The sequence below is a fragment of the Telluria sp. ZT3P26 genome, assembly GCF_059686035.1.
In genome coordinates, this window is the sequence record NZ_JCASII010000002.1 from 473252 (window position 1) to 491461 (window position 18210).

The 18210-nt window shown below is 62.8% G+C and carries 15 protein-coding genes and 1 tRNA gene; 2 read left to right on the forward strand and 14 right to left on the reverse strand.

The features are described 5' to 3' along the window. Window positions 1–6: 6 nt before the first annotated feature. The 8 genes from AC56LN_RS09910 to AC56LN_RS09945 all read right to left on the reverse strand — a co-directional run bounded on the left by AC56LN_RS09910 (window position 7) and on the right by AC56LN_RS09945 (window position 10194). Complete coding sequence (locus tag AC56LN_RS09910) at window positions 7–978, reverse strand: glucokinase (RefSeq protein ID WP_499571361.1); 972 nt, start codon at window positions 976–978, stop codon at window positions 7–9. After that, on the reverse strand, window positions 975–3494 hold the full coding sequence (locus AC56LN_RS09915; RefSeq protein ID WP_499571363.1) for a glycoside hydrolase family 3 protein: 2520 nt from the start codon (window positions 3492–3494) through the stop codon (window positions 975–977). Before AC56LN_RS09915 ends, AC56LN_RS09910 begins: the two co-directional genes overlap by 4 nt. A gap of 31 nt (window positions 3495–3525) precedes the next feature. Continuing rightward, window positions 3526–4890: a GH1 family beta-glucosidase gene (locus AC56LN_RS09920; protein WP_499571365.1), complete on the reverse strand. Its 1365-nt coding sequence runs from the start codon at window positions 4888–4890 to the stop codon at window positions 3526–3528. A 130-nt stretch (window positions 4891–5020) separates the two neighbouring features. Then, window positions 5021–6079 carry a LacI family DNA-binding transcriptional regulator gene (locus tag AC56LN_RS09925; protein ID WP_499571367.1) on the reverse strand — a complete coding sequence of 353 codons (1059 nt, stop codon included), beginning with the start codon at window positions 6077–6079 and terminating at the stop codon, window positions 5021–5023. Between the two features lie 60 nt (window positions 6080–6139). After that, complete coding sequence (locus AC56LN_RS09930; protein ID WP_499571369.1) at window positions 6140–7201, reverse strand: ABC transporter ATP-binding protein; 1062 nt, start codon at window positions 7199–7201, stop codon at window positions 6140–6142. Between the two features lie 5 nt (window positions 7202–7206). After that, window positions 7207–8037 (reverse strand): carbohydrate ABC transporter permease, encoded by an 831-nt coding sequence (locus AC56LN_RS09935; protein WP_183554619.1) that lies wholly within the window; start codon window positions 8035–8037, stop codon window positions 7207–7209. Beyond that, on the reverse strand, window positions 8034–8927 hold the full coding sequence (locus AC56LN_RS09940; RefSeq protein ID WP_499571371.1) for a carbohydrate ABC transporter permease: 894 nt from the start codon (window positions 8925–8927) through the stop codon (window positions 8034–8036). Before AC56LN_RS09940 ends, AC56LN_RS09935 begins: the two co-directional genes overlap by 4 nt. Window positions 8928–8931: 4 nt before the next feature. Next, a complete protein-coding gene (locus AC56LN_RS09945) occupies window positions 8932–10194 on the reverse strand; it encodes an ABC transporter substrate-binding protein (RefSeq protein ID WP_499571373.1) in 1263 nt (420 codons plus the stop codon). 410 nt (window positions 10195–10604) lie between these two features. On the opposite strand from AC56LN_RS09945, the gene AC56LN_RS09950 reads away from it, so the two are divergent. Continuing rightward, complete coding sequence (locus AC56LN_RS09950; protein ID WP_499571375.1) at window positions 10605–11612, forward strand: response regulator; 1008 nt, start codon at window positions 10605–10607, stop codon at window positions 11610–11612. A 417-nt stretch (window positions 11613–12029) separates the two neighbouring features. Then, the gene (locus AC56LN_RS09955; protein WP_499571376.1) at window positions 12030–13682 is read left to right on the forward strand and encodes a methyl-accepting chemotaxis protein; all 1653 of its coding nucleotides are present in this window, start codon (window positions 12030–12032) and stop codon (window positions 13680–13682) included. Between the two features lie 137 nt (window positions 13683–13819). On the opposite strand, the gene AC56LN_RS09960 is transcribed toward AC56LN_RS09955, so the two are convergent. From AC56LN_RS09960 to petA, 6 genes are all read right to left on the reverse strand, one after another. Then, window positions 13820–13895, reverse strand: a tRNA-Thr gene (locus AC56LN_RS09960). 26 nt (window positions 13896–13921) lie between these two features. Then, window positions 13922–14428 (reverse strand): ClpXP protease specificity-enhancing factor, encoded by a 507-nt coding sequence (locus AC56LN_RS09965; protein ID WP_499571378.1) that lies wholly within the window; start codon window positions 14426–14428, stop codon window positions 13922–13924. A 132-nt stretch (window positions 14429–14560) separates the two neighbouring features. After that, window positions 14561–15172 (reverse strand): glutathione S-transferase N-terminal domain-containing protein, encoded by a 612-nt coding sequence (locus tag AC56LN_RS09970; RefSeq protein ID WP_183554595.1) that lies wholly within the window; start codon window positions 15170–15172, stop codon window positions 14561–14563. Window positions 15173–15270: 98 nt separating this feature from the next. Beyond that, on the reverse strand, window positions 15271–16035 hold the full coding sequence (locus AC56LN_RS09975) for a cytochrome c1 (RefSeq protein ID WP_499571380.1): 765 nt from the start codon (window positions 16033–16035) through the stop codon (window positions 15271–15273). A gap of 30 nt (window positions 16036–16065) precedes the next feature. Further along, window positions 16066–17478 (reverse strand): cytochrome b, encoded by a 1413-nt coding sequence (locus AC56LN_RS09980; RefSeq protein ID WP_482896877.1) that lies wholly within the window; start codon window positions 17476–17478, stop codon window positions 16066–16068. A 1-nt stretch (window position 17479) separates the two neighbouring features. Then, on the reverse strand, window positions 17480–18094 hold the full coding sequence (petA, locus tag AC56LN_RS09985; RefSeq protein WP_482896878.1) for a ubiquinol-cytochrome c reductase iron-sulfur subunit: 615 nt from the start codon (window positions 18092–18094) through the stop codon (window positions 17480–17482). Between the last annotated feature and the right edge of the window lie 116 nt (window positions 18095–18210).

The following is an 18210-nucleotide window of genomic DNA, read 5'->3' on the forward strand; positions in this document are numbered from 1 at the left end:
TCTCCGTTATTGGTGCAGACTAAAAATTTGATCCGACAGCATAGCTGAAACGCCGCGCAAGGCGGGATATTGTTCAGTAATCAAGTAGGTCGGTATGCGCGCCAGATAGTCGCCCAGGCGCCCCTTGTCTTCAAAGCGCGCGCGAAACGCCGATTGCTCGAACAGCACGCCCAGGCGCGGCACGATGCCGCCGCCGATATACATGCCGCCGGTCGCCCCGAGCGTCAGCGCGACATTGCCGGCCACGCTGCCAAGAATCGCGCAGAACACCCGCACCGAGCCCTGGCACTCAAGACATGACCCATCCAGGGCCGCCGTCGTGATGTCGGCCGCCTTCATGCGCCGGCTGGTGCGCGCCCAGTGGATCAGCTCCAGCCCCATGCCCGACAGCAGGCGCTCGGCCGAGACGTGGCCATACTCGCTCCACAGCGCCTCGAGGATTGCCACCTCGTCGCGGTTGACCGGGGCGAAGCTCACGTGGCCGCCTTCGCCCGACAGCGCAATCCAGCGTCCGCCGGCCGGGACCACGCCCGAGACACCCAGGCCCGTACCAGGGCCAATCAGGCCGATGGTCCGGTTGGGCAGTTCAATACCGCCACCGATGCGCTGGCGCCCGGCGGGCGGCAGGTGCGGCAGCGCCATCGCCAGCGCCGCGAAGTCGTTGACCATCAACAGCGTGGTCAGGCCCAGTTCCTGTCGCAGCGCCTCGATCGAAAAGGCCCAGTGGTGATTGGTCATCCGGATCTCGTCACCTTCGACCGGATTGGCAATCGCCAGCGCCGCATGGCGCACGCTGTCGACCGCCATCCCGCGCGCACGCGCGCCGTCGAGGTAGGCGCGGATCGCGTCGCCCAGCGTCGGGTAACTGGCGCCAGCGAGCACCTCGACGTCGTCGAAGCCGCCAGCCGGATCCGACTGCAGCGCGAAGCGCGCGTTGGTGCCGCCGATGTCGGCCAGCAGCCGCAGATCTTTCGTCATTTCAGGTCCTCGCAGCGCACGGCGTCGGCCTCTTTCGCGGCGCCGCCGGCGATCTCGATGTTCGCGAAGGCTGCAGTGAACGGGCCGTCGCTGGTCACGCTGAACGGCGTGTCGACCTTGGCCAGATCAACGCCCTTGGCCTGGAAGCAGGCGAGTGGAATCGAGACCGTGTGCTTGCCGCCGTCGGCCAGGCGCTTGAACAGGCTCGTGGCGTCCAGCGCCGTGTCGCTCGCACCCTGGCGCATCGCGAGCATCACCTTGCCGGTGGGCGCCTTGGCGACCATGGTGTCAAAGCGCAGTGCGCCGTCCTTCGCCGCCGCTGCCGGCACGACCATGGCGCGCGCACCGCGGGCTTCCAGCGTGGCCGGCCCGGTCCAGACCCCCATCTTGGCATCCTGCTGGGTGTTGACCTGGGCGGTCGTCACGACGATGCCCGGCAGCGTGAAGCTCGCATTCAGGTCGGCGCCCAGCACCGTGGTTTGCCCGCCGCTGCGGATCGCCAGCGGGAAGCTGGTGCGGTCGGCCTGGCTGAACACGGGGAAGGTATTGCCGGCGCTGCAGCCACCTTGCGGAATCGTTTCATCGAGCTTGCCGAGTTTGGAGCGCGTGCCTGCCTTCAGGCCGTAACCGTAGGCGAACAGCGGTGCGTACTCCTTGTCGCCGACGTTGAGCTTGACCTGGCAGGCCGACTTCGGCCACGAGAACGGCAGCGTGCCGCGGAAGTCGTAGCGCTTGCCGCCTGCGATCAACAGGTCCGACACGCCCTTGCCCTCGGAGCCCGGCAACCAGGCCGAGATGAAGGTGTCCGACAGATTCAGCAGGTCGTTGCCGTACACCGGCCGGCCCGTGACCATCACCGTGATGACGGGCTTGCCCTTGCCGGCCACCGCCTGCAGCACGGCCAGATCTTCCGGATAGCGGCTGCTGTGGCGCAGCGTGCCGGATGGGTGGATGTCGCCATCGCCTTCCGCATACGGACGCTCGCCGATCACGGCAATCACCGCGTCGAATTGCGTCACGTCGACGTCTTTCGCGTCGACGCTGAAGCGCACGTTGTCGCTGCCGGCCGCGTCGCGAATGCCGGTCAGGATCGTGTCGGCGTTCTTGAAATCGGCATTCGTCGTGGCGGTGCCCTGCCACGTGATCGACCAGCCGCCGCTCTGGTTCGACAGCTCGTCGGCGCTCTTGCCCACGACGAGGATTTTCTGGCCGCGCTTCAGGGGCAGGGCCGGGCCTTCGTTCTTGAGCAGCACGAGCGACTCGCGCACGGCCTGGCGCGCCAGCGCGCGCGCCTGCATCGCATCGTCCTTGCCCGCATACGCATTCTGGGCCGGGCTCTTGTCGAACAGGCCGGCGCGCAGCTTGACGCGGATGATGCGGGTCACGGCGTCGTCGATGCGCGCCATCGGGATCTCGCCCGACTCGACCTGCCTGATCGTGTTGGCGATGAAGGCCTTCCAGTCGTCCGGCACCATGAACATGTCGTTGCCGGCGTTGACCGCCTGGGCGCAGCTGTCGTTGCGGCAGCCTTTCACTTCGCCGATGCCATTCCAGTCGGTGACGACAAAGCCGTCGAAGCCCATCTTGTTCTTGAGGATGTCGGTGATCGCCACTTTGCTGCCATGCAGCTTGCCATGCTCGACGCCCGTCGCGGTGTCGGTCCAGCTGTTGAACGAGGTCATGACCGTCTGCGCGCCAGCGCTCAGGGCCGGTGCATAGCCGGCGCCATGGATGTTGATCAGGTCAACGGCGCTGGCTTCGGTCACGCCACGGTCCTTGCCGTTCTTCGTGCCGCCGTCGCCGATGAAGTGCTTGGCGGTGGCGATCGTGTTGGCGTCGTCCCTGAACGCGCCCTGCATGCCTTTGACGTATTCGCCGGCGTAGCTGCGCACCACTTCCGGATGCTCGGCGTAGCTTTCATAGGTGCGGCCCCAGCGATCATCGCGCACGACGGCCAGCGTCGGGCCGAACACCCAGGCGATGCCGGTCGCGCGCACGGCCTTTGCGGTGGCGGCACCGATCTCGCGCATCAGCTTCGGGTTACGCGCCGCGCCCAGCCCGATATTGTGCGGGAACAGCGTGGCGCCCGGCACGTTGTTGTGACCATGGACCGCGTCGGTCCCCCACACGACTGGCACCTTGATCGCCATGTCGGTCTTCATCGATGCGTCGTGGTACGCCTGCGCCAGTGCGAGCCATTCCTTCGCGCTGGCCGCCTTGTTCCCGTTCGGCCAGCTGCCGCCGCCATTGAGTACCGAGCCCAGATAGTATTTGGTCACGTCGGCCGGCGTGGCGGTCTTGATCTCGGGCTGCGTCATCTGGCCGACCTTCTGGGCCAGCGTCATCTTGCTGACGATCTCCTGGACACGCTTTTCGAGCGCGGCGTCTTGCCTGATCGCGCTGGTCACGCGCGGCCAGTCGGCCAGGTTGGTGTCGATCGGGGCGGCATGCGCGAAGGCGGGCAGGGCAAAGGCGATCGCAAGGGCGAGCAGGGAAGGGCGAAGCGTGGCTGTCATGGTTTGTCTCGTTCGTTGTCGTTATTAGGATTTATGCCTGGCGCAGGAAGGCGCCGTACCATTGGCCGCTGCTCTTGAGGCGGCGTTGCTGCGTAGCGTAATCGATGTGCACGAGGCCAAAGCGCTTCAGATAACCCTCGGCCCACTCGAAGTTGTCGAGCAGACTCCAGGCGAAGTAGCCCTTGACTGGCGCGCCGCCGTCGATCGCGGCCTTGAGCGAGGCCAGGTGGCGCATCAGGTAGTGGCGGCGCTGCACATCGTCGATCTCGCCGTCGGCACCCACCACGTCGTCAAAGGCCGAACCGTTTTCGGTCACGTACATCGGGCCCGGGTGGTAGTCGTTCTCGATGCGCAGCAGGAGTTCGGCCAGGCCTTCGGGCACCACGGGCCAGCCCATCGCGGTGATTTCGCCTTCGGTGGTCGGCAGCACCTTCGCGTCCAGCGGCGCGTGGCCGGCGGCATGCGCGACGGTTTCAGGGAAGTAGTAATTCACGCCCATGAAATCGGTCTTGACCGCGATGGCGTCCATGTCGCCCGGCGCGACGTCTGGCGCGGCGGCGCCGATCTGCGCGAGCGTCGCTTCAGGATAGCCACGGCCGAACAGCGGATCGAGGAACCAGCGGTAGCGCAGGCCGTCGTGACGCTCCTTGGCCGCGATGTCCTCGGCGCTGTCGCTTGCCGCGCGCAGCGGATGCAGGCTGACGGCCATGCCGACCTGCGCGTCCGGCACATTCGCGCGGATCAGCGGCACCGCCTTGCCGTGTGAGACGAGCACATTGTGCGCGACCTGCAGCGCGGCCTTCAGGTCGGTCTTGCCGGGCGCATGCCAGCCTTCGAAGTTGCCGATGATCGCCGTGCACCATGGCTCGTTGTGGGTGATCCAGTGCTTGACCCGGTCGCCCAGCGTGCGCGTCATGGCGTCGGTGTAGTCAAGGAAGGCATCGATCGTCGCCCGGTGTTCCCAGCCGCCCGCATCCTGCAGCGTTTGCGGCAAATCCCAGTGGTACAGCGTGGCCCATGGTTGCAGGCCCCGTTCGAGCATGCCGTCGACCAGGCGCGAATAGAAATCCAGGCCCTTCTGGTTCGGTGCGCCGCCGCCTTCGCTATAGATGCGCGGCCAGGCGATCGAGAAGCGGTAGGCGTTCAGGCCCATGCCGCGCGCGATGTCGAAGTCTTCCGGCCAGCGGTGGTAATGGTCGCACGCGACCAGGCCGTTGGAGCCGTCGCGGATGGTCCCGGGCGTGACGGCGAAGCGGTCCCAGATCGATTCCACGCGGCCGTCGTCGCGGCCGGCGCCTTCGATCTGGTAGGACGATGTGGCGCAGCCCCACAAAAAGTCGCGGGCAAAATCGCTGCGCTGCGGCGCTTGTGGCTCGGGGCGGTTGGCAGTGGTCATGGGTCTCGCTCTATCTGGTCAATAAGGTCTGAATAAAATGTTCGGGAAAACATCCAAGTCGTTTGGAAAGCTTTCCAGTTCGTGTCCAAAAAATGGCCGCGCGCGGCCCGTGCTGGCTGCGCCAGCGACGTCATGTTTTCTTGCCCTCGCGTTTGGCTTTGGCTTTGGATTTGGCCTTGCTACCTGCGGCCCTGGCCAGCGATGCGCGCATCGTCACGCCCACGGGGAACGTGCGCGTCACCGGGCGTCCCAGGTCATAGCAGCGATTGAGCAGGGCGTTGATGCCGGCCAGCGTCATCTCGCGCCACGGCATGTGCACCGACGTTAGGCGCGGCGCTGCGAATTCGGCGCTGGGCGTGTCGTCGTAGCCGATCACCGACAGGTCGCGCGGCACGCTGATCCCGGCTTCCTGGAAGTACGACAGCGCGCCCACGGCCATCTCGTCGTTGGCGCAGAACAGCGCCGTGCACGGCGTCTTCGATTCGACCAGCGCCTTGGCCGCCAGCCAGCCGCCCTGCGGCGAGAAGTCGCTTTCGGCGATCCAGACCTTGTCGGTATCGAGGCCTTCGGCCAGCAGTTCGTGCATGAAGCCATCGACACGCGCCACGTTGTCGATCAGCGCATTCGGGCCGGCGATGACGGCGATGTCGCGGTGGCCATGATCGAGCAGTGTGCGCGCCGCGAGGCGCCCGCCGAGCGCGTGGTCGACCGTGAAGCACTGACCGGGCAGGTCGGCGAAATCGTGGTTGAGCGAGACGATCGTGCGGCGCTTGGCGCCCAGCGCGGCGATGTCGTCATCGGTCAGCGCGCTGGTCATCATGATCAGGCCATCGCAGCCGCGCTCGATGAGAAATTCGATGCCTTCGATGGCCTGGTTGCGCGCGTCGCCCAGGCCCACGCCAAAGGCCACCACCATGTGCAGGCCGGCGGCGCGCAATTCGGTATCGATGATCTGCAGGATCGGCGTGTAGAAGGTGCCCGACAATACCGGGATATACACGCCGACCATCCGGCTGGTGCCGGACAGCAGGGCGCGCGCCGCGTGCGACGGGCGGAAACCCAGTTCGTCGATCGCCTTGCGCACGCGCTCGAGCGTGGCAGGCGAGACCGAGCCTTTGCCGCTGACCACGCGCGAGGCGGTGCCGAGACCGACGCCGGCCAGCCGCGCTACGTCCTTGATTGTCGCCACGTGCGATTCCTGTTCGATGAGTGGATCAAAAGAGCCGCCAAGCATACTGTATTCATCTGACTATGGCATCCCTGATTGCAGGCGATCGCCGGTTGCGCCGTCGAACAACGACACCCGCTGCGCGTCGATCGCAAAACGCACCGACTGGCCGGCTGCCAGCGGCCGCGCATCGTGCACGATGGCGGACAATGCCTGGCCAGCGCAGTCGAGCCATACGACCTGGTGATTACCCATCGGCTCGACCAGCGTGACGCTGGCCTGCAGCGGGCCCTGGTCGTCGATCCGGAGATGTTCGGGACGCGCAGCCAGCGTCACAGCGCCCGCCGCGACAGGGCGCGCGAGCTGCAGCGTGACGCCCCCGGCGCGGAAGCCCCCGGCCGCATCGAGGCTGCCCTCGATGAAATTCATCGACGGCGAACCGAGAAAGCCCGCCACGAAGCGGTTTGCCGGCGTCTCGTAGACCTCGGCCGGCGTACCGATCTGCTGGATGCGGCCACCCTGCATCACGACGATGCGCGTGGCCAGCGTCATCGCCTCGGCCTGGTCGTGCGTCACGTAGATCATCGTCGAACCAAGGCGCTGGTGCAGCAGCTTGAGTTCGCGCCGCAGTTCGGCGCGCAGCTTGGCGTCCAGGTTCGACAGCGGCTCGTCGAACAGGTACACGCCCGCTTCGCGCACCAGTGCGCGCCCGATCGCGACGCGCTGGCGCTGGCCGCCCGAGAGCTGCGCCGGCTTGCGATCGAGCAGGGCGCCCAGCTGCAGCATCTCGGCCGTGTGGCGCACGCGGCGCGTCACTTCGGCTTTCGGCGTGCCGGCGATGCGCAGGCCGAACGACATGTTCTTCTCGACCGTCATCGTCGGGTACAGCGCGTATGACTGGAACACCATGCCGATCCCGCGCTCGCTCGGATCGGCATGGCTCATGTCACGCCCGCCGATTTCGATGGCGCCGCCCGAGACATCGATCAGGCCCGCGATGCTGTGCAACAGCGTGGATTTGCCGCAGCCCGATGGACCGAGCAGCACCAGGAATTCTCCCGGTGCGATCTCCAGATCGAGGTCGCGGATGATCTCGTTGTTGCCGCGGGTGATGCACAGTTTGCGCAGATGGACATTCGACATGAGGGTCAGCCTTTCACGGCGCCGGCGGCGATACCGCGCACGAACCAGCGTCCGGAGATGAAGTAGATCACCAGCGGCACGGCGGCCGTCAGGATGGTGGCGGCCATGTTCACGTTGTACATGCGGGTGCCGGTGGTGGTGTTGATCACGTTATTGAGCTGCACCGTCATCGGCAGGTTCTCGCGGCCAGCGAACACCAGGCCCAGGATGTAATCGTTCCAGACGCCCGTGACCTGCATGATCGCGGCCACGACGATGATCGGCAGCGACATCGGCAGCATCACCTGCAAAAAGATGCGCCAGAAACCGCCGCCATCGATGCGCGCAGCCTGGAACAACTCGTGCGGCACCGACGCATAGTAATTCCGGAACAGCAGCGTCATGAGCGGCATGCCGAAGATGACGTGCACGACGACGATCGCCGGCAGCGAGCCGAAGACGCCGGCATGCGCCATCATCCACACCAACGGATAAATCATCACCTGCACCGGGATGAAGGCGCCGGCCAGCAGCACGCCAAACAGCAGGTTCGCGCCACGCGGGCGCCAGAACGACAGCGCATAGCCATTGATCGCGCCAAGCAGGATCGGGATCACGGTGCTGGGCACCGCGATCGCCACCGAGTTCCAGAAGCCCTGGCTGACCGCGCCCCAGGCTGCGCGCCACGGGTCCAGCGTGGCCACGCCGGGCAGGGCGAACACATTGCCCATCCTGATCTCTGCCATCGGCTTGAACGACGTGATGACCATGACGTACAGCGGCAGCAAAAAGAACAGGGCGGCGCTCAGCAAAAAAGCGTAGATGCCGATGCGGGCAGGCGAGAGGCGCGCTGTCATGCGTGGCCTCCGCTCAGGCGCGCGCGGCGGCTGCGCGCATATGCATACGGCGCGAGCAGGGCCAGCACCGGCACCAGCAGCGTCACGGCGCCGGCCGACGCCAGGCCGATGTTCGAGCGCAGGAACAGGTGGTCCATGATGAACTTGGCCGGCACTTCGCTGGCGATGCCGGGCCCACCCTGCGTCATCGCGACGACGGCGTCGAACAGCTTGACGACGGCGGTCGAGAGCAGCAGGAACACGGTCGCCACGGTGGGCCCCAGCATCGGCAGCACGATCTGCAGGTACACGCGCCAGGCCGGAATGCCATCCAGGCGCGCGGCCTTGTAGATCTCGGGATCAATGCCGCGCAGGCCGGCCAGCATCAGCGCCATGACCAGGCCTGAAGCCTGCCACACGGTGGCGATGACGACGGTGTAGATCACCAGGTCCTGGTGCACGATCCAGTCGAACGAAAAACCGGGAAACCCCAGCTGGCGCACGGCGCCTTCGATGCCGCTGCCAGGCGCCAGCAGCCATTGCCACACCAGGCCCGTGGCGATGAACGACATCGCATACGGATACAGGAACACGGTGCGCAGCAGGCCTTCGCCCTTGACGTTCTGGTCGATGAACACGGCCAGCAGGAAGCCGATGACCATGCAGGCGACGATGAACACCGCGCCGTAGACGGCCAGGTTATGCAGCGAGAGCAGCCAGCGCTCGTTGTCGAACAGGCGCACGTACTGCGCCACGCCGATGAATTTATCGGACGGGAAGGTGCGCGAGGCGGTGAATGACGTGCGCAGGGTCCACAGCGCGCCGCCGACGTAGGCCAGCAGCACCGTCAGCGCCATCGGCAGCAGGGCGATATGGGGACTGAGGTGTCGAGAGAGTCGGGATGCGTGCATGGCGTCAGTACTTCAGGGCGCGGGCAATGCTGCGCTGGACCTTCTCGACGCGCGTGTCCATATTCCAGTACGCGGTCAGGATGTCCTGCATTGCCCCGTTCTGGTCGGGCGTCAGATAGACCTCGGTCACGCCGACCTGGCGCGAGCGGTCCTTGATGATGGCCACGCCCTTTTGCGCGCACAGGTCGAGCTCATTGGACTGGGCGTCCAGACGAACGGGGATCGAGCCTTTCAGCTTGCTGAAGGCGATCTGCAATGCGGGCTGCGAGACGACTTGCGCCAGCAGTTGCTGGGCCTTGATGGCGTCCGGCTTGTCGGTGCGCGGGAAAACGAAGACATCGCCCTGCATCAGGTACGGCGTGTCGGGCTTGAGGCCGGCGATGCAGCCATAGTGCTTTCCGGGCAGCTGGCCGGCGTTGGTGAATTCGCCCTTGGCCCAGTCGCCCATCACCTGGAAGCCCGCACGGCCACTGATGACCAGCGCGGTCGCGTCGTTCCAGTTGCGCCCCGGTGCACCCGGATCGACGTACGACTTCATGCGCTTGAAGGCCAGCAGCACGTCGCGAAACGCGGGCGAGAGGATCGTGGCCTGGTCACGGTCACGGATCACTTTCAGGTACAGATTGCGCCCGCCGATATTGGCCAGCAGCGCCGAGAACAGCACGGTCTCCTGCCACGACTGGCCGCCATGGGCCAGCGGGATGAGACCTGCGGCCTTCAGTTTGTCGAGCGCGGCAAAGAGTTCCGGCATGCTCGCCGGTTCGCGCGTGATGCCGGCTTTCTTGAATGCGGCTTTCGAGTACCAGATCCACGTCTGCATGTGGATATTGAGCGGTACCGCGTAGTAGTGGCCATCGTGCTTGATGACGTCGATCAGCGGCTCGGGCAGGATGCGGTCCCAGTCCTGGGCCTTGGCGACGGCATCGACGTTGTTGAGCATATTCTGCTCGATGACGTCGGTGAACTGCCTGGACGTGTTGAACTGCGCAGCGGTGGGCGGATTGCCGCCGATGATGCGGTTGATGGTGACGGCGCGCGACTGGTCGCCGCCCGCGATGGCGCTGTCGACCCACACGCCGCCGGCATTGCGAAACGCCTGGGCGACCTGCTTGACGGCGTTCGATTCGCCGCCGGAGGTCCACCAGTGGATGACTTCTGCTTTCGGTGCGGCCGCACTGGCTGGCGCGCTACCGAGTACGATACTCAGCGCACCTGCAGCGGCGCACAACCATGCGCAGGCTGCTGCCAGGTTGCGGGATTTGACCATCTTGTCTCCGTTCAGTGCCATGTTTTTTTGGCACGTTGGAAACGTTACCATTGGCTTTGCCCGACTATAGCATCGGGTCAATTGACGGTCAAACTAAACTTGCGGATTGTAATTGTTGAACGGGCGTTGGGCCATGCGCATGGTACGCAAGACCACATTCAGGCAGCGCGCGAAGCGGAAAAAACGCACATGGTTTTCGTCATCGTGTAGAGTAATAGTTAATCTTGCAGGCAGGTGAAAATCTGGTTGCCACGCTTGCAGATGGCGCGACGCTTCGGAGGCATGTTGAGAAATTCGAAAATATTTCCACGTGTACGATACCTCGGGACCTATGTTGATCAGGCAGGCCTGTTTGCCTGCTACGCCGGCGCGAGATCAATCGCGCCGGCCATTGCGCATGGCAGCCGCCCATGAGTCGCCCGGTCATTTTACTTGTCGACGATGAGCCCGCCAACCTGGCCATGATGCGCCAGGTGCTCAGCGATGACTACACCCTGGTGTTTGCCCGCAACGGCGCCGAAACGATGGCCGCGCTCCACAAGCACCGGCCAGCGATGGTGTTGCTGGACATCGGCCTGCCAGACATCAACGGCTACGACCTCTGCCTTAAAATCAAGCAGAGCGATACGACCGGGACGATCCAGGTGATCTTCGTGACGGCGTACGCCGACCCTGTGAACGAAGCCGCCGGTTTTTTCGCTGGCGGCGTCGACTACATCACGAAACCAGTGTCGCCGCCGATCGTGCGCGCGCGCGTGGCCAGCCATCTGTCCCAGGTGCGGGCTGAACTGCTGGCCAGAAGTTACCGTGAGGCGATCTCGATGCTGGGCCAGGCGGGGCATTTCAACGATACCGATACCGGTGCGCATATCTGGCGCATGGCCGCCTATGCAAAGGCGCTTGCCAAAGGAGCAGGGTGGAGCGCCGAAGACAGCGAGCAGCTCGAACTGGCAGCGCCGATGCATGACACCGGCAAGATCGGTATTCCCCAATCCATTCTGCGCAAACCCGGGCCACTGGATGATGCCGAGTGGGCCATCATGAAAACCCATCCACAGATCGGGTACGACATTCTCAGTAAAAGCGCAGCGCAGGTGTTCCAGCTCGCCGCCGAGGTGGCATTGCATCACCATGAGAAATGGGACGGCAGCGGCTATCCGGCCGGCCTCTCCGGCGACGCCATTCCCCAATCGGCGCGCCTGGTGGCGCTTGCCGACGTGTTCGACGCCCTGAGCATGCAGCGCCCGTACAAGGAAGCATGGCCTCTCGACAAAATCCTCGCTTATGTGGATGAGCGATCAGGAACGGATTTCGATCCGGCGCTGGTGGACGTGTTTCACCGGACACTGCCGGAGTTGCTCGACATACAGCAGACATGGGATACGCGGGATGGTGAGCTGGGCTCGTCGTCAAAATGATGACAAGACGCATGGGGTGGTCGTCACCGTGGATAACTTGAAACACTGAACCGCATTTGTCGGGCTTTCGCCACACCGTGACATGTTGATGATAACGAGGTGAAACTTTCCGGTGGGAAATTGATATAAGCTTGGGCCATAGTCATCGCTTACATTCACGCGTTGGGACACCTATGCCACAAGTCGCTTTTCATACCTGCTGCAATGGCAACGTATATCAACACCCGCCCCCACGTCATGTATTCATTGGAAATACCAAACATTTGTTTTGTGTTTGATTTCTCATGTTGCTTCTAATTTTTACAAGTTCCTGAAGAACGTTCTGGTTTCACGAACATAAACCGGCTTGTCGACAGGTGTTATTTCATTGCGGGGAAAAACATCCGGCAGCGTGATGCATTTTAATGCGAGGTCATCATGTATTTTTTCAAGCAGCGTCTTAGCCGACAACTGACAATTGCTTTCGCTACGCTCGTTTCAATTATTGTCGCCATTTCTGCGCTGGCCGTATTCAGCTTGAGTGAAGCGCAATCCAACTTTGACGGGTTTGTGGGCGACGAGTTCAATCGCGGCAGCGTTGCACGTGATGTCAGGTCAGCCGTGAGTGCAAGGGCAATTGCAGCGCGTAACCTTATTCTGTTGAATGCGCCTGCCGACATTGCTGCCGAAAAGGCTGCCGTCATGGCCGCCCACGAGCGCGTGAAAGACCGCATGGCGTTGCTCAAGAAATTGCTTGATCTGGACAAGAAAGCGACGCCGAGGGAGCATCAGCTCTATGACGAATTGGTCAGTATCGAGCAGCGGTATGGCCCTATTGCGCTGTCTATCGTCGAGATGGCACTGAATGGCAAGAAGTCTGAAGCGACTGAAAAAATGAATGCCGAGTGCCAGCCTTTGTTGAAGAAACTGATTGCCACGGTGGGCGAATATGCGAAATTGATCGCCAGTTCCGCAGAAAGCGAAATCCAGAAATCAGCCGAGAAATTCCGTGCCAAGCGCTTGTTGCTGATCTGCGTGTCGCTGGTTGCCGTCGTCACGGCGATTGCCCTTTCACGCTTGATAAAACGCAGTCTTCATCGCTCGTTGGGTGCCGATCCGCACGATTTGAGAAAAGCAGCGAATCAGGTCCGGTCCGGCGACCTGGGTACGTTACCGGAAGCAGCGACCGCGCCGGAAAACAGTGTGATGGCGTCACTCGGCGACATGCAGCAATCACTGGCAACGATCGTCAATAGTGTGCGTCGTTCCTCCGATACGATCGAATCTGGTTCCACGGAGATTGCGGACAGAAACAAGGATTTATCGGCACGCACTCTGGAGCAGGCCAGGCAATTGCAGGAAAGCGCCAACGCGATGGAGAAAATCACCGGTACCATCCGGGTCAATGCCGACACCGCCGCCCGTGCCAGTGATCTGGCGTTGAGTGCGCGCGCGGCTGCTGAAAACGGCGGCTCCATGGTCGATGAAGTCGTCATCACGATGCAAAAAATCACGGCAAGCTCGAAAAAGATCGAAGACATCATTTCGGTGATTGACGGCATCGCTTTCCAGACCAACATCCTGGCGTTGAATGCAGCAGTCGAGGCAGCCCGTGCGGGTGAGCAGGGCAGGGGGTTTGCCGTCGTGGCGAGTGAGGTTCGCGCACTGGCGCAGCGCAGTGCGCAGGCGGCCAAGGAAATCAAGGTACTGATTGTTGACAGCGTCGGCATGATCGGCTCGGGCGCGGGCATGGTGTCAAACGCTGGTGAGGCAATGACCGCGATCGTCAGCGAAGTAAAAAGTGTCGCCGAGCTGATCAGCGAAATCAGCACGGCAACGCGTGAGCAGACCACGAGCATCAGCAGCGTTGGCGAGACAGTCATGGCACTGGATCGCGGCACCCAGCAAAACGCATCGCTCGTCGAACAGATGGCCAATGCGGCAGATGCCCTGAATCAGCAGGCACACAGTCTGGTGTCGGCAGTGTCTGTATTTAAGGTTGGCGGGGACAACCAGATGACCAGTGACGCAGGCAAGTCGATGTCCAGGCGCCGGCCACAGTCGTCACTGCAACTGCGCGAGGCAGCATGAACGACGTGTGCGACCCTGAAAAGATGGACTGCCTGCGGGTCCCCTGAACCAATCCTGATCTCACGTTGACACAGGTTACATAGCGCCCAAAAAGCAAAAAGCCCAATCCTGAGGATTGGGCTTTTTGCTTGACTAACTGGTGCCGGCTGCCGGTTTCGAACTGGCCACCTGATGATTACAAATCAACTGCTCTACCAAATGAGCTAAGCCGGCGTGATCTTTAGAGCAAGAATTATACGCTATTTGATCCGCGTGAGGGTCGGTCGTCCACCCTTCTTCGGTGGCTCGTCATCGCCACCCGACGCAGGCGCAGACACTTCCGTATCCGGCACCACCGGCGAATCCACGCCCTTGGACGGCACCGCCGACAGCGCTGGTCCTGCAGGTGCAGACCCCACTTCAGGCGACGACCCATCCGACGACGCAGCAGGCAATGCCCCCACTTCGAACGCCATCCCCTGGCCATTCTCGTTGGCATAAATCGCCAGCACATTGTGCACAGGGATGTAGATTTCGCGCGACACGCCATTGAAGCGTGCACGGAAGTGGACTGCGTCGTTATCCATCTTCAGTGCCGAGGTGGCGCCGAAGCTGATGTTCAGGATGATCTCGCCCTTGCGGACGTATTCCATCGGCACCGTCGTCGATCCATCGACCTTGACTGCGAGGTAAGGCGTGAAGCCACTGTCGGTGCACCATTCGTAGATGGCGCGCAGCAGGTAGGGTTTGGTGGAGATCTCTGACATGGTGGTATGGGCTAGCAATACAGGCAAAACGGGCGTTCGCGCCAGTCTATCGGATTCGCCCGAAGAACGTCCGATTCCGGCGCGTACGGTGCGGCTGAGGACAGGGGCGGCAACAAGCCCGCCCCAGGTCCATCAACGACGCATCACTTTCTCGGACGGGGTCAGCGCCTCGATGTAGGCAGGGCGCGAGAAGATGCGCTCGGCGTACTTCATCAGTGGTGCGGCCGTCTTCGACAGTTCGATGCCGTAGTGGTCCAGGCGCCAGAGCAGCGGCGCGATGGCCACGTCGAGCATCGAGAACTCATCACCCAGCATGTACTTGTTCTTCAGGAACAGCGGTGCCAGCGTGGTCAGGCGATCGCGGATTTCGGTGCGGGCCTTGTCGTGGATCTTGTCGTTCGACTTGTTGCGCTCGCTTTCCAGCGTGTGCACGTGGACGAACAGCTCTTTTTCGAAGTTGAACAGCATCAGGCGGGCACGGGCGCGCATCAGCGGGTCGGCTGGCATCAGTTGCGGATGCGGGAAGCGCTCGTCGATGTACTCGTTGATGATGTTCGATTCGTACAGGATCAGTTCGCGCTCGACCAGGATAGGCACCTGGCCGTACGGGTTCATCGTCGAAATATCTTCCGGCTTGTTGAACAGGTCGACGTCGCGCACTTCGAAGTCCATGCCCTTTTCGAACAGGACGAGGCGGCAGCGTTGGGAGAACGGGCACGTGGTGCCGGAGTAGAGAACCATCATGGTTTATAGTTCCTTAAGAAACAAAGGGGTGCAGCGCCGAGCACTCACCCCAGAGAAATGATTGCCCGTATTATAGCCAACCGGACAACGAAAGCGAATTACTTCACTTCTTTCCAGTACGATTCATTCAATCGCCAGGCCAAAAAGGCGAAAATCGTCAGGAACAGGAGCACGAATGCCCCCAGTCGCTTGCGTGTTGCCTGCGCCGGTTCGGCCATCCAGACCATGTAGGCGACCAGGTCGGCGGTGGCCGTGTTGAACTCCTGCTGGCTCATGGTGCCGGGACTCACTTGCTTGAAGCCGGCGAAGGTGTGGACCATCTTGCCGGCGTCATGCGGATCGGGCTGCTCCGTGAACTTTGCCGTGCGGATCCCCTGCTGCAGCCACATGGCGTGCGGCATCGCGACATTCGGCACCACCATATTGTTCCAGCCGGTCGGGCGCGTCTCGTCCTGGTAGAACGTGCGCAGATAGGTGTACAGGTAGTCGGCGCCCGAGCCGCCCGGCGACGCCTTGGCGCGCGCAATCACTGACAGATCAGGCGGCACCGCGCCGAACCAGGCCTTGGCATCGTTCGGGCGCATGGCCGTGGTCATCATGTCGCCGACCTTGTCGGCAGAAAACAACAGATTTTGCCGGATCTGGTCGTCTGTCAGGCCCAGGTCGCGCAGGCGGTTGTAGCGCATTGACGCGGCCGAGTGGCAATTCAGGCAGTGGTTGACGAACAGTTTGGCGCCGTTCTGCAGCGACGCCAGGTCGGCGCGGTCCGGGGCGCGGTCGAGCGGGAAGCTGCCTTCGGCGGCGAATGCCAGGCCAGGCGCGAGGGCCAGGATGGCGAGCAGTTTTTTCACAAGCAATGTCATGGGGTGTCCTTGTGCGCGGGTCCGAAGGCGTCAGTGCGGGGTGAATGTGACACGGGTCGGCACCGGCTTGAAGGTGCCCATCGTGCTCCACCACGGCATCAGGAGGAAGAACCCGAAGTACGCCAGCGTGCACACTTGCGAGATCAGCGTGAACGCGGCCGTTGGCAATTGCGTGCCCAGGTAGCCCAGCGTCACGAACACCACGGCAAACACCGCATACACCCATTTGTGCCAGTCCGGGCGGTAGCGCAGCGAGCGGGCCGGCGAGTGGTCCAGCCATGGCATGCCGGCAATGATCATCACCGACGAGCCGAACAGCACCACGCCCCAGAATTTGGCGTCGAGCACTTGCGGCAGCATGCCGATGATCACCAGCAGCCCGATCACGGCAATGATTGCCTTGGTCGTGAAAGCCAGGCGCGACTTGAACCAGATGAACACGACGTAGGCCGCAACCGCTGCCATCAGCACGTACATGAAGTCGGCCGTGGTGGCGCGCAGCACCGAGTAGAACGGCGTGAAGTACCAGGTCGGCGCGATGTGCGACGGGGTCTTCATCGAGTCGGCCGGCAGGAAGTTGTTGTACTCGAGGAAGTAGCCGCCCATCTCGGGTGCGAAGAACACCACTGCCGAGAACAGCAGCAGGAACACGCTCACGCCGAACAGATCCTTGGTGGTGTAGTACGGGTGCGACGGGATCGTGTCGAGCGGGTAGCCGTCCGGGCCGATGTGGTCCTTGACTTCGATGCCGTCCGGATTGTTCGAGCCCACTTCGTGCAGCGCCGTCAGGTGGGCCACCACCAGGCCGATGATGACCAGGGGCAGGGCGATCACGTGGAAGGCGAAGAAGCGGTTCAGCGTGGCGTCCGACACCACGTAATCGCCGCGGATCCACAGCGACAGGTCGCTGCCGATGACGGGAATCGCGCCGAACAGGTTGACGATCACCTGCGCGCCCCAGTACGACATCTGGCCCCACGGCAGCAGGTAGCCGAAGAACGCCTCGGCCATCAGGCACAAAAAGATGCCGAAGCCGAACAGCCAGACCAGCTCGCGCGGCTTGCGGTACGAGCCATACATGAGGCCGCGCGCCATGTGCAGGTAGACGACGATGAAGAAGGCCGAGGCGCCGGTCGAGTGCATGTAGCGCACCAGCCAGCCCCACGGCACTTCGCGCATGATGTACTCGACCGAGCCGAAGGCCAGCGCCGCGTCGGGCTTGTAGTGCATCGTGAGGAAAATGCCGGTGACGATCTGCAGCACCAGCACGAGGGCCGAGAGCGAGCCGAACAGATACCAGACGTTGAAATTCTTGGGCGCGTGGTACTTGCCCCACTGATCGTTCCACAGCTTGGTGGCCGGAAACCGGTCGTCGACCCAGGCCAGTGCCTTCTGCGCCGCCGGTGCATCGGCGGGCAGCTTTGTCTCCTTGAACGCGCCCATGTTATGCCTCGCCTTTCTCGTCTTTGCCGATCACGATCTTGTTATCGGAGAGGTACATGTACGGCGGAACGTCCATATTCGTCGGTGCCGGCTTGTTCTTGAACACGCGTGCGGACAAATCGAAGGTCGAGCCGTGGCAGGGGCACAGGAAGCCGCCGGGCCAGTTGTCGGGCAGGTTCGGCTGCGGGCCGGCCGCCAGGCGCGACGAGGGCGAGCAGCCCAGGTGCGAGCAGATGCCGACCGTGACCAGGACTTCCTTGTGTTCGACGCGCGAGCGGTGGGGGTTCTTGCAGTATTCCGGCATGTCGAGCTGGAATATTTTTTCGGAGGCGGGGTCGGCCAGTTCGCCCTGGTCTTTTTCGAGCGTGGCCATCATGGCGGGGGTACGGCGCAGGATCCAGACCGGTTTGCCGCGCCATTCGACGACTTTCATTTCGCCGGGGGCGACGTCGCCGATCTCGACTTCAACCGGCGCGCCTGCTGCCTTGGCGCGCTCGGATGGCTGGAAGGTGCTGACCAGGGCTCCCGCCGTGGCCACGCCAACAACGCCGCCCGCCGCGCATGTCGCGACCAGCAAGCCCCGTCGACCAGGATCGACCTGCTTTTGAGTACTCATACCAACCCCACTCCGTGAATATACGAATTATAAGAATTAAGTCCGAGCTTCCAGCTTGCAAAATTATATGTGAACGGCAACACCTATAGAAAAAATATTGTCTTGCCTACACGCCT

What these genes read in the sequence shown, in the direction of transcription:
- AC56LN_RS09910 (WP_499571361.1), bottom strand. Translation starts at nt 978, where the DNA reads ATGACGAAAGATCTGCGGCTGCTGGCCGACATCGGCGGCACCAACGCG.
- AC56LN_RS09915 (WP_499571363.1), bottom strand. Translation starts at nt 3,494, where the DNA reads ATGACAGCCACGCTTCGCCCTTCCCTGCTCGCCCTTGCGATCGCCTTT.
- AC56LN_RS09920 (WP_499571365.1), bottom strand. Translation starts at nt 4,890, where the DNA reads ATGACCACTGCCAACCGCCCCGAGCCACAAGCGCCGCAGCGCAGCGAT.
- AC56LN_RS09930 (WP_499571369.1), bottom strand. Translation starts at nt 7,201, where the DNA reads ATGTCGAATGTCCATCTGCGCAAACTGTGCATCACCCGCGGCAACAAC.
- AC56LN_RS09935 (WP_183554619.1), bottom strand. Translation starts at nt 8,037, where the DNA reads ATGACAGCGCGCCTCTCGCCTGCCCGCATCGGCATCTACGCTTTTTTG.
- AC56LN_RS09940 (WP_499571371.1), bottom strand. Translation starts at nt 8,927, where the DNA reads ATGCACGCATCCCGACTCTCTCGACACCTCAGTCCCCATATCGCCCTG.
- AC56LN_RS09945 (WP_499571373.1), bottom strand. Translation starts at nt 10,194, where the DNA reads ATGGTCAAATCCCGCAACCTGGCAGCAGCCTGCGCATGGTTGTGCGCC.
- AC56LN_RS09950 (WP_499571375.1), top strand. Translation starts at nt 10,605, where the DNA reads ATGAGTCGCCCGGTCATTTTACTTGTCGACGATGAGCCCGCCAACCTG.
- AC56LN_RS09955 (WP_499571376.1), top strand. Translation starts at nt 12,030, where the DNA reads ATGTATTTTTTCAAGCAGCGTCTTAGCCGACAACTGACAATTGCTTTC.
- AC56LN_RS09965 (WP_499571378.1), bottom strand. Translation starts at nt 14,428, where the DNA reads ATGTCAGAGATCTCCACCAAACCCTACCTGCTGCGCGCCATCTACGAA.
- AC56LN_RS09970 (WP_183554595.1), bottom strand. Translation starts at nt 15,172, where the DNA reads ATGATGGTTCTCTACTCCGGCACCACGTGCCCGTTCTCCCAACGCTGC.
- AC56LN_RS09975 (WP_499571380.1), bottom strand. Translation starts at nt 16,035, where the DNA reads ATGACATTGCTTGTGAAAAAACTGCTCGCCATCCTGGCCCTCGCGCCT.
- AC56LN_RS09980 (WP_482896877.1), bottom strand. Translation starts at nt 17,478, where the DNA reads ATGGGCGCGTTCAAGGAGACAAAGCTGCCCGCCGATGCACCGGCGGCG.
- petA (WP_482896878.1), bottom strand. Translation starts at nt 18,094, where the DNA reads ATGAGTACTCAAAAGCAGGTCGATCCTGGTCGACGGGGCTTGCTGGTC.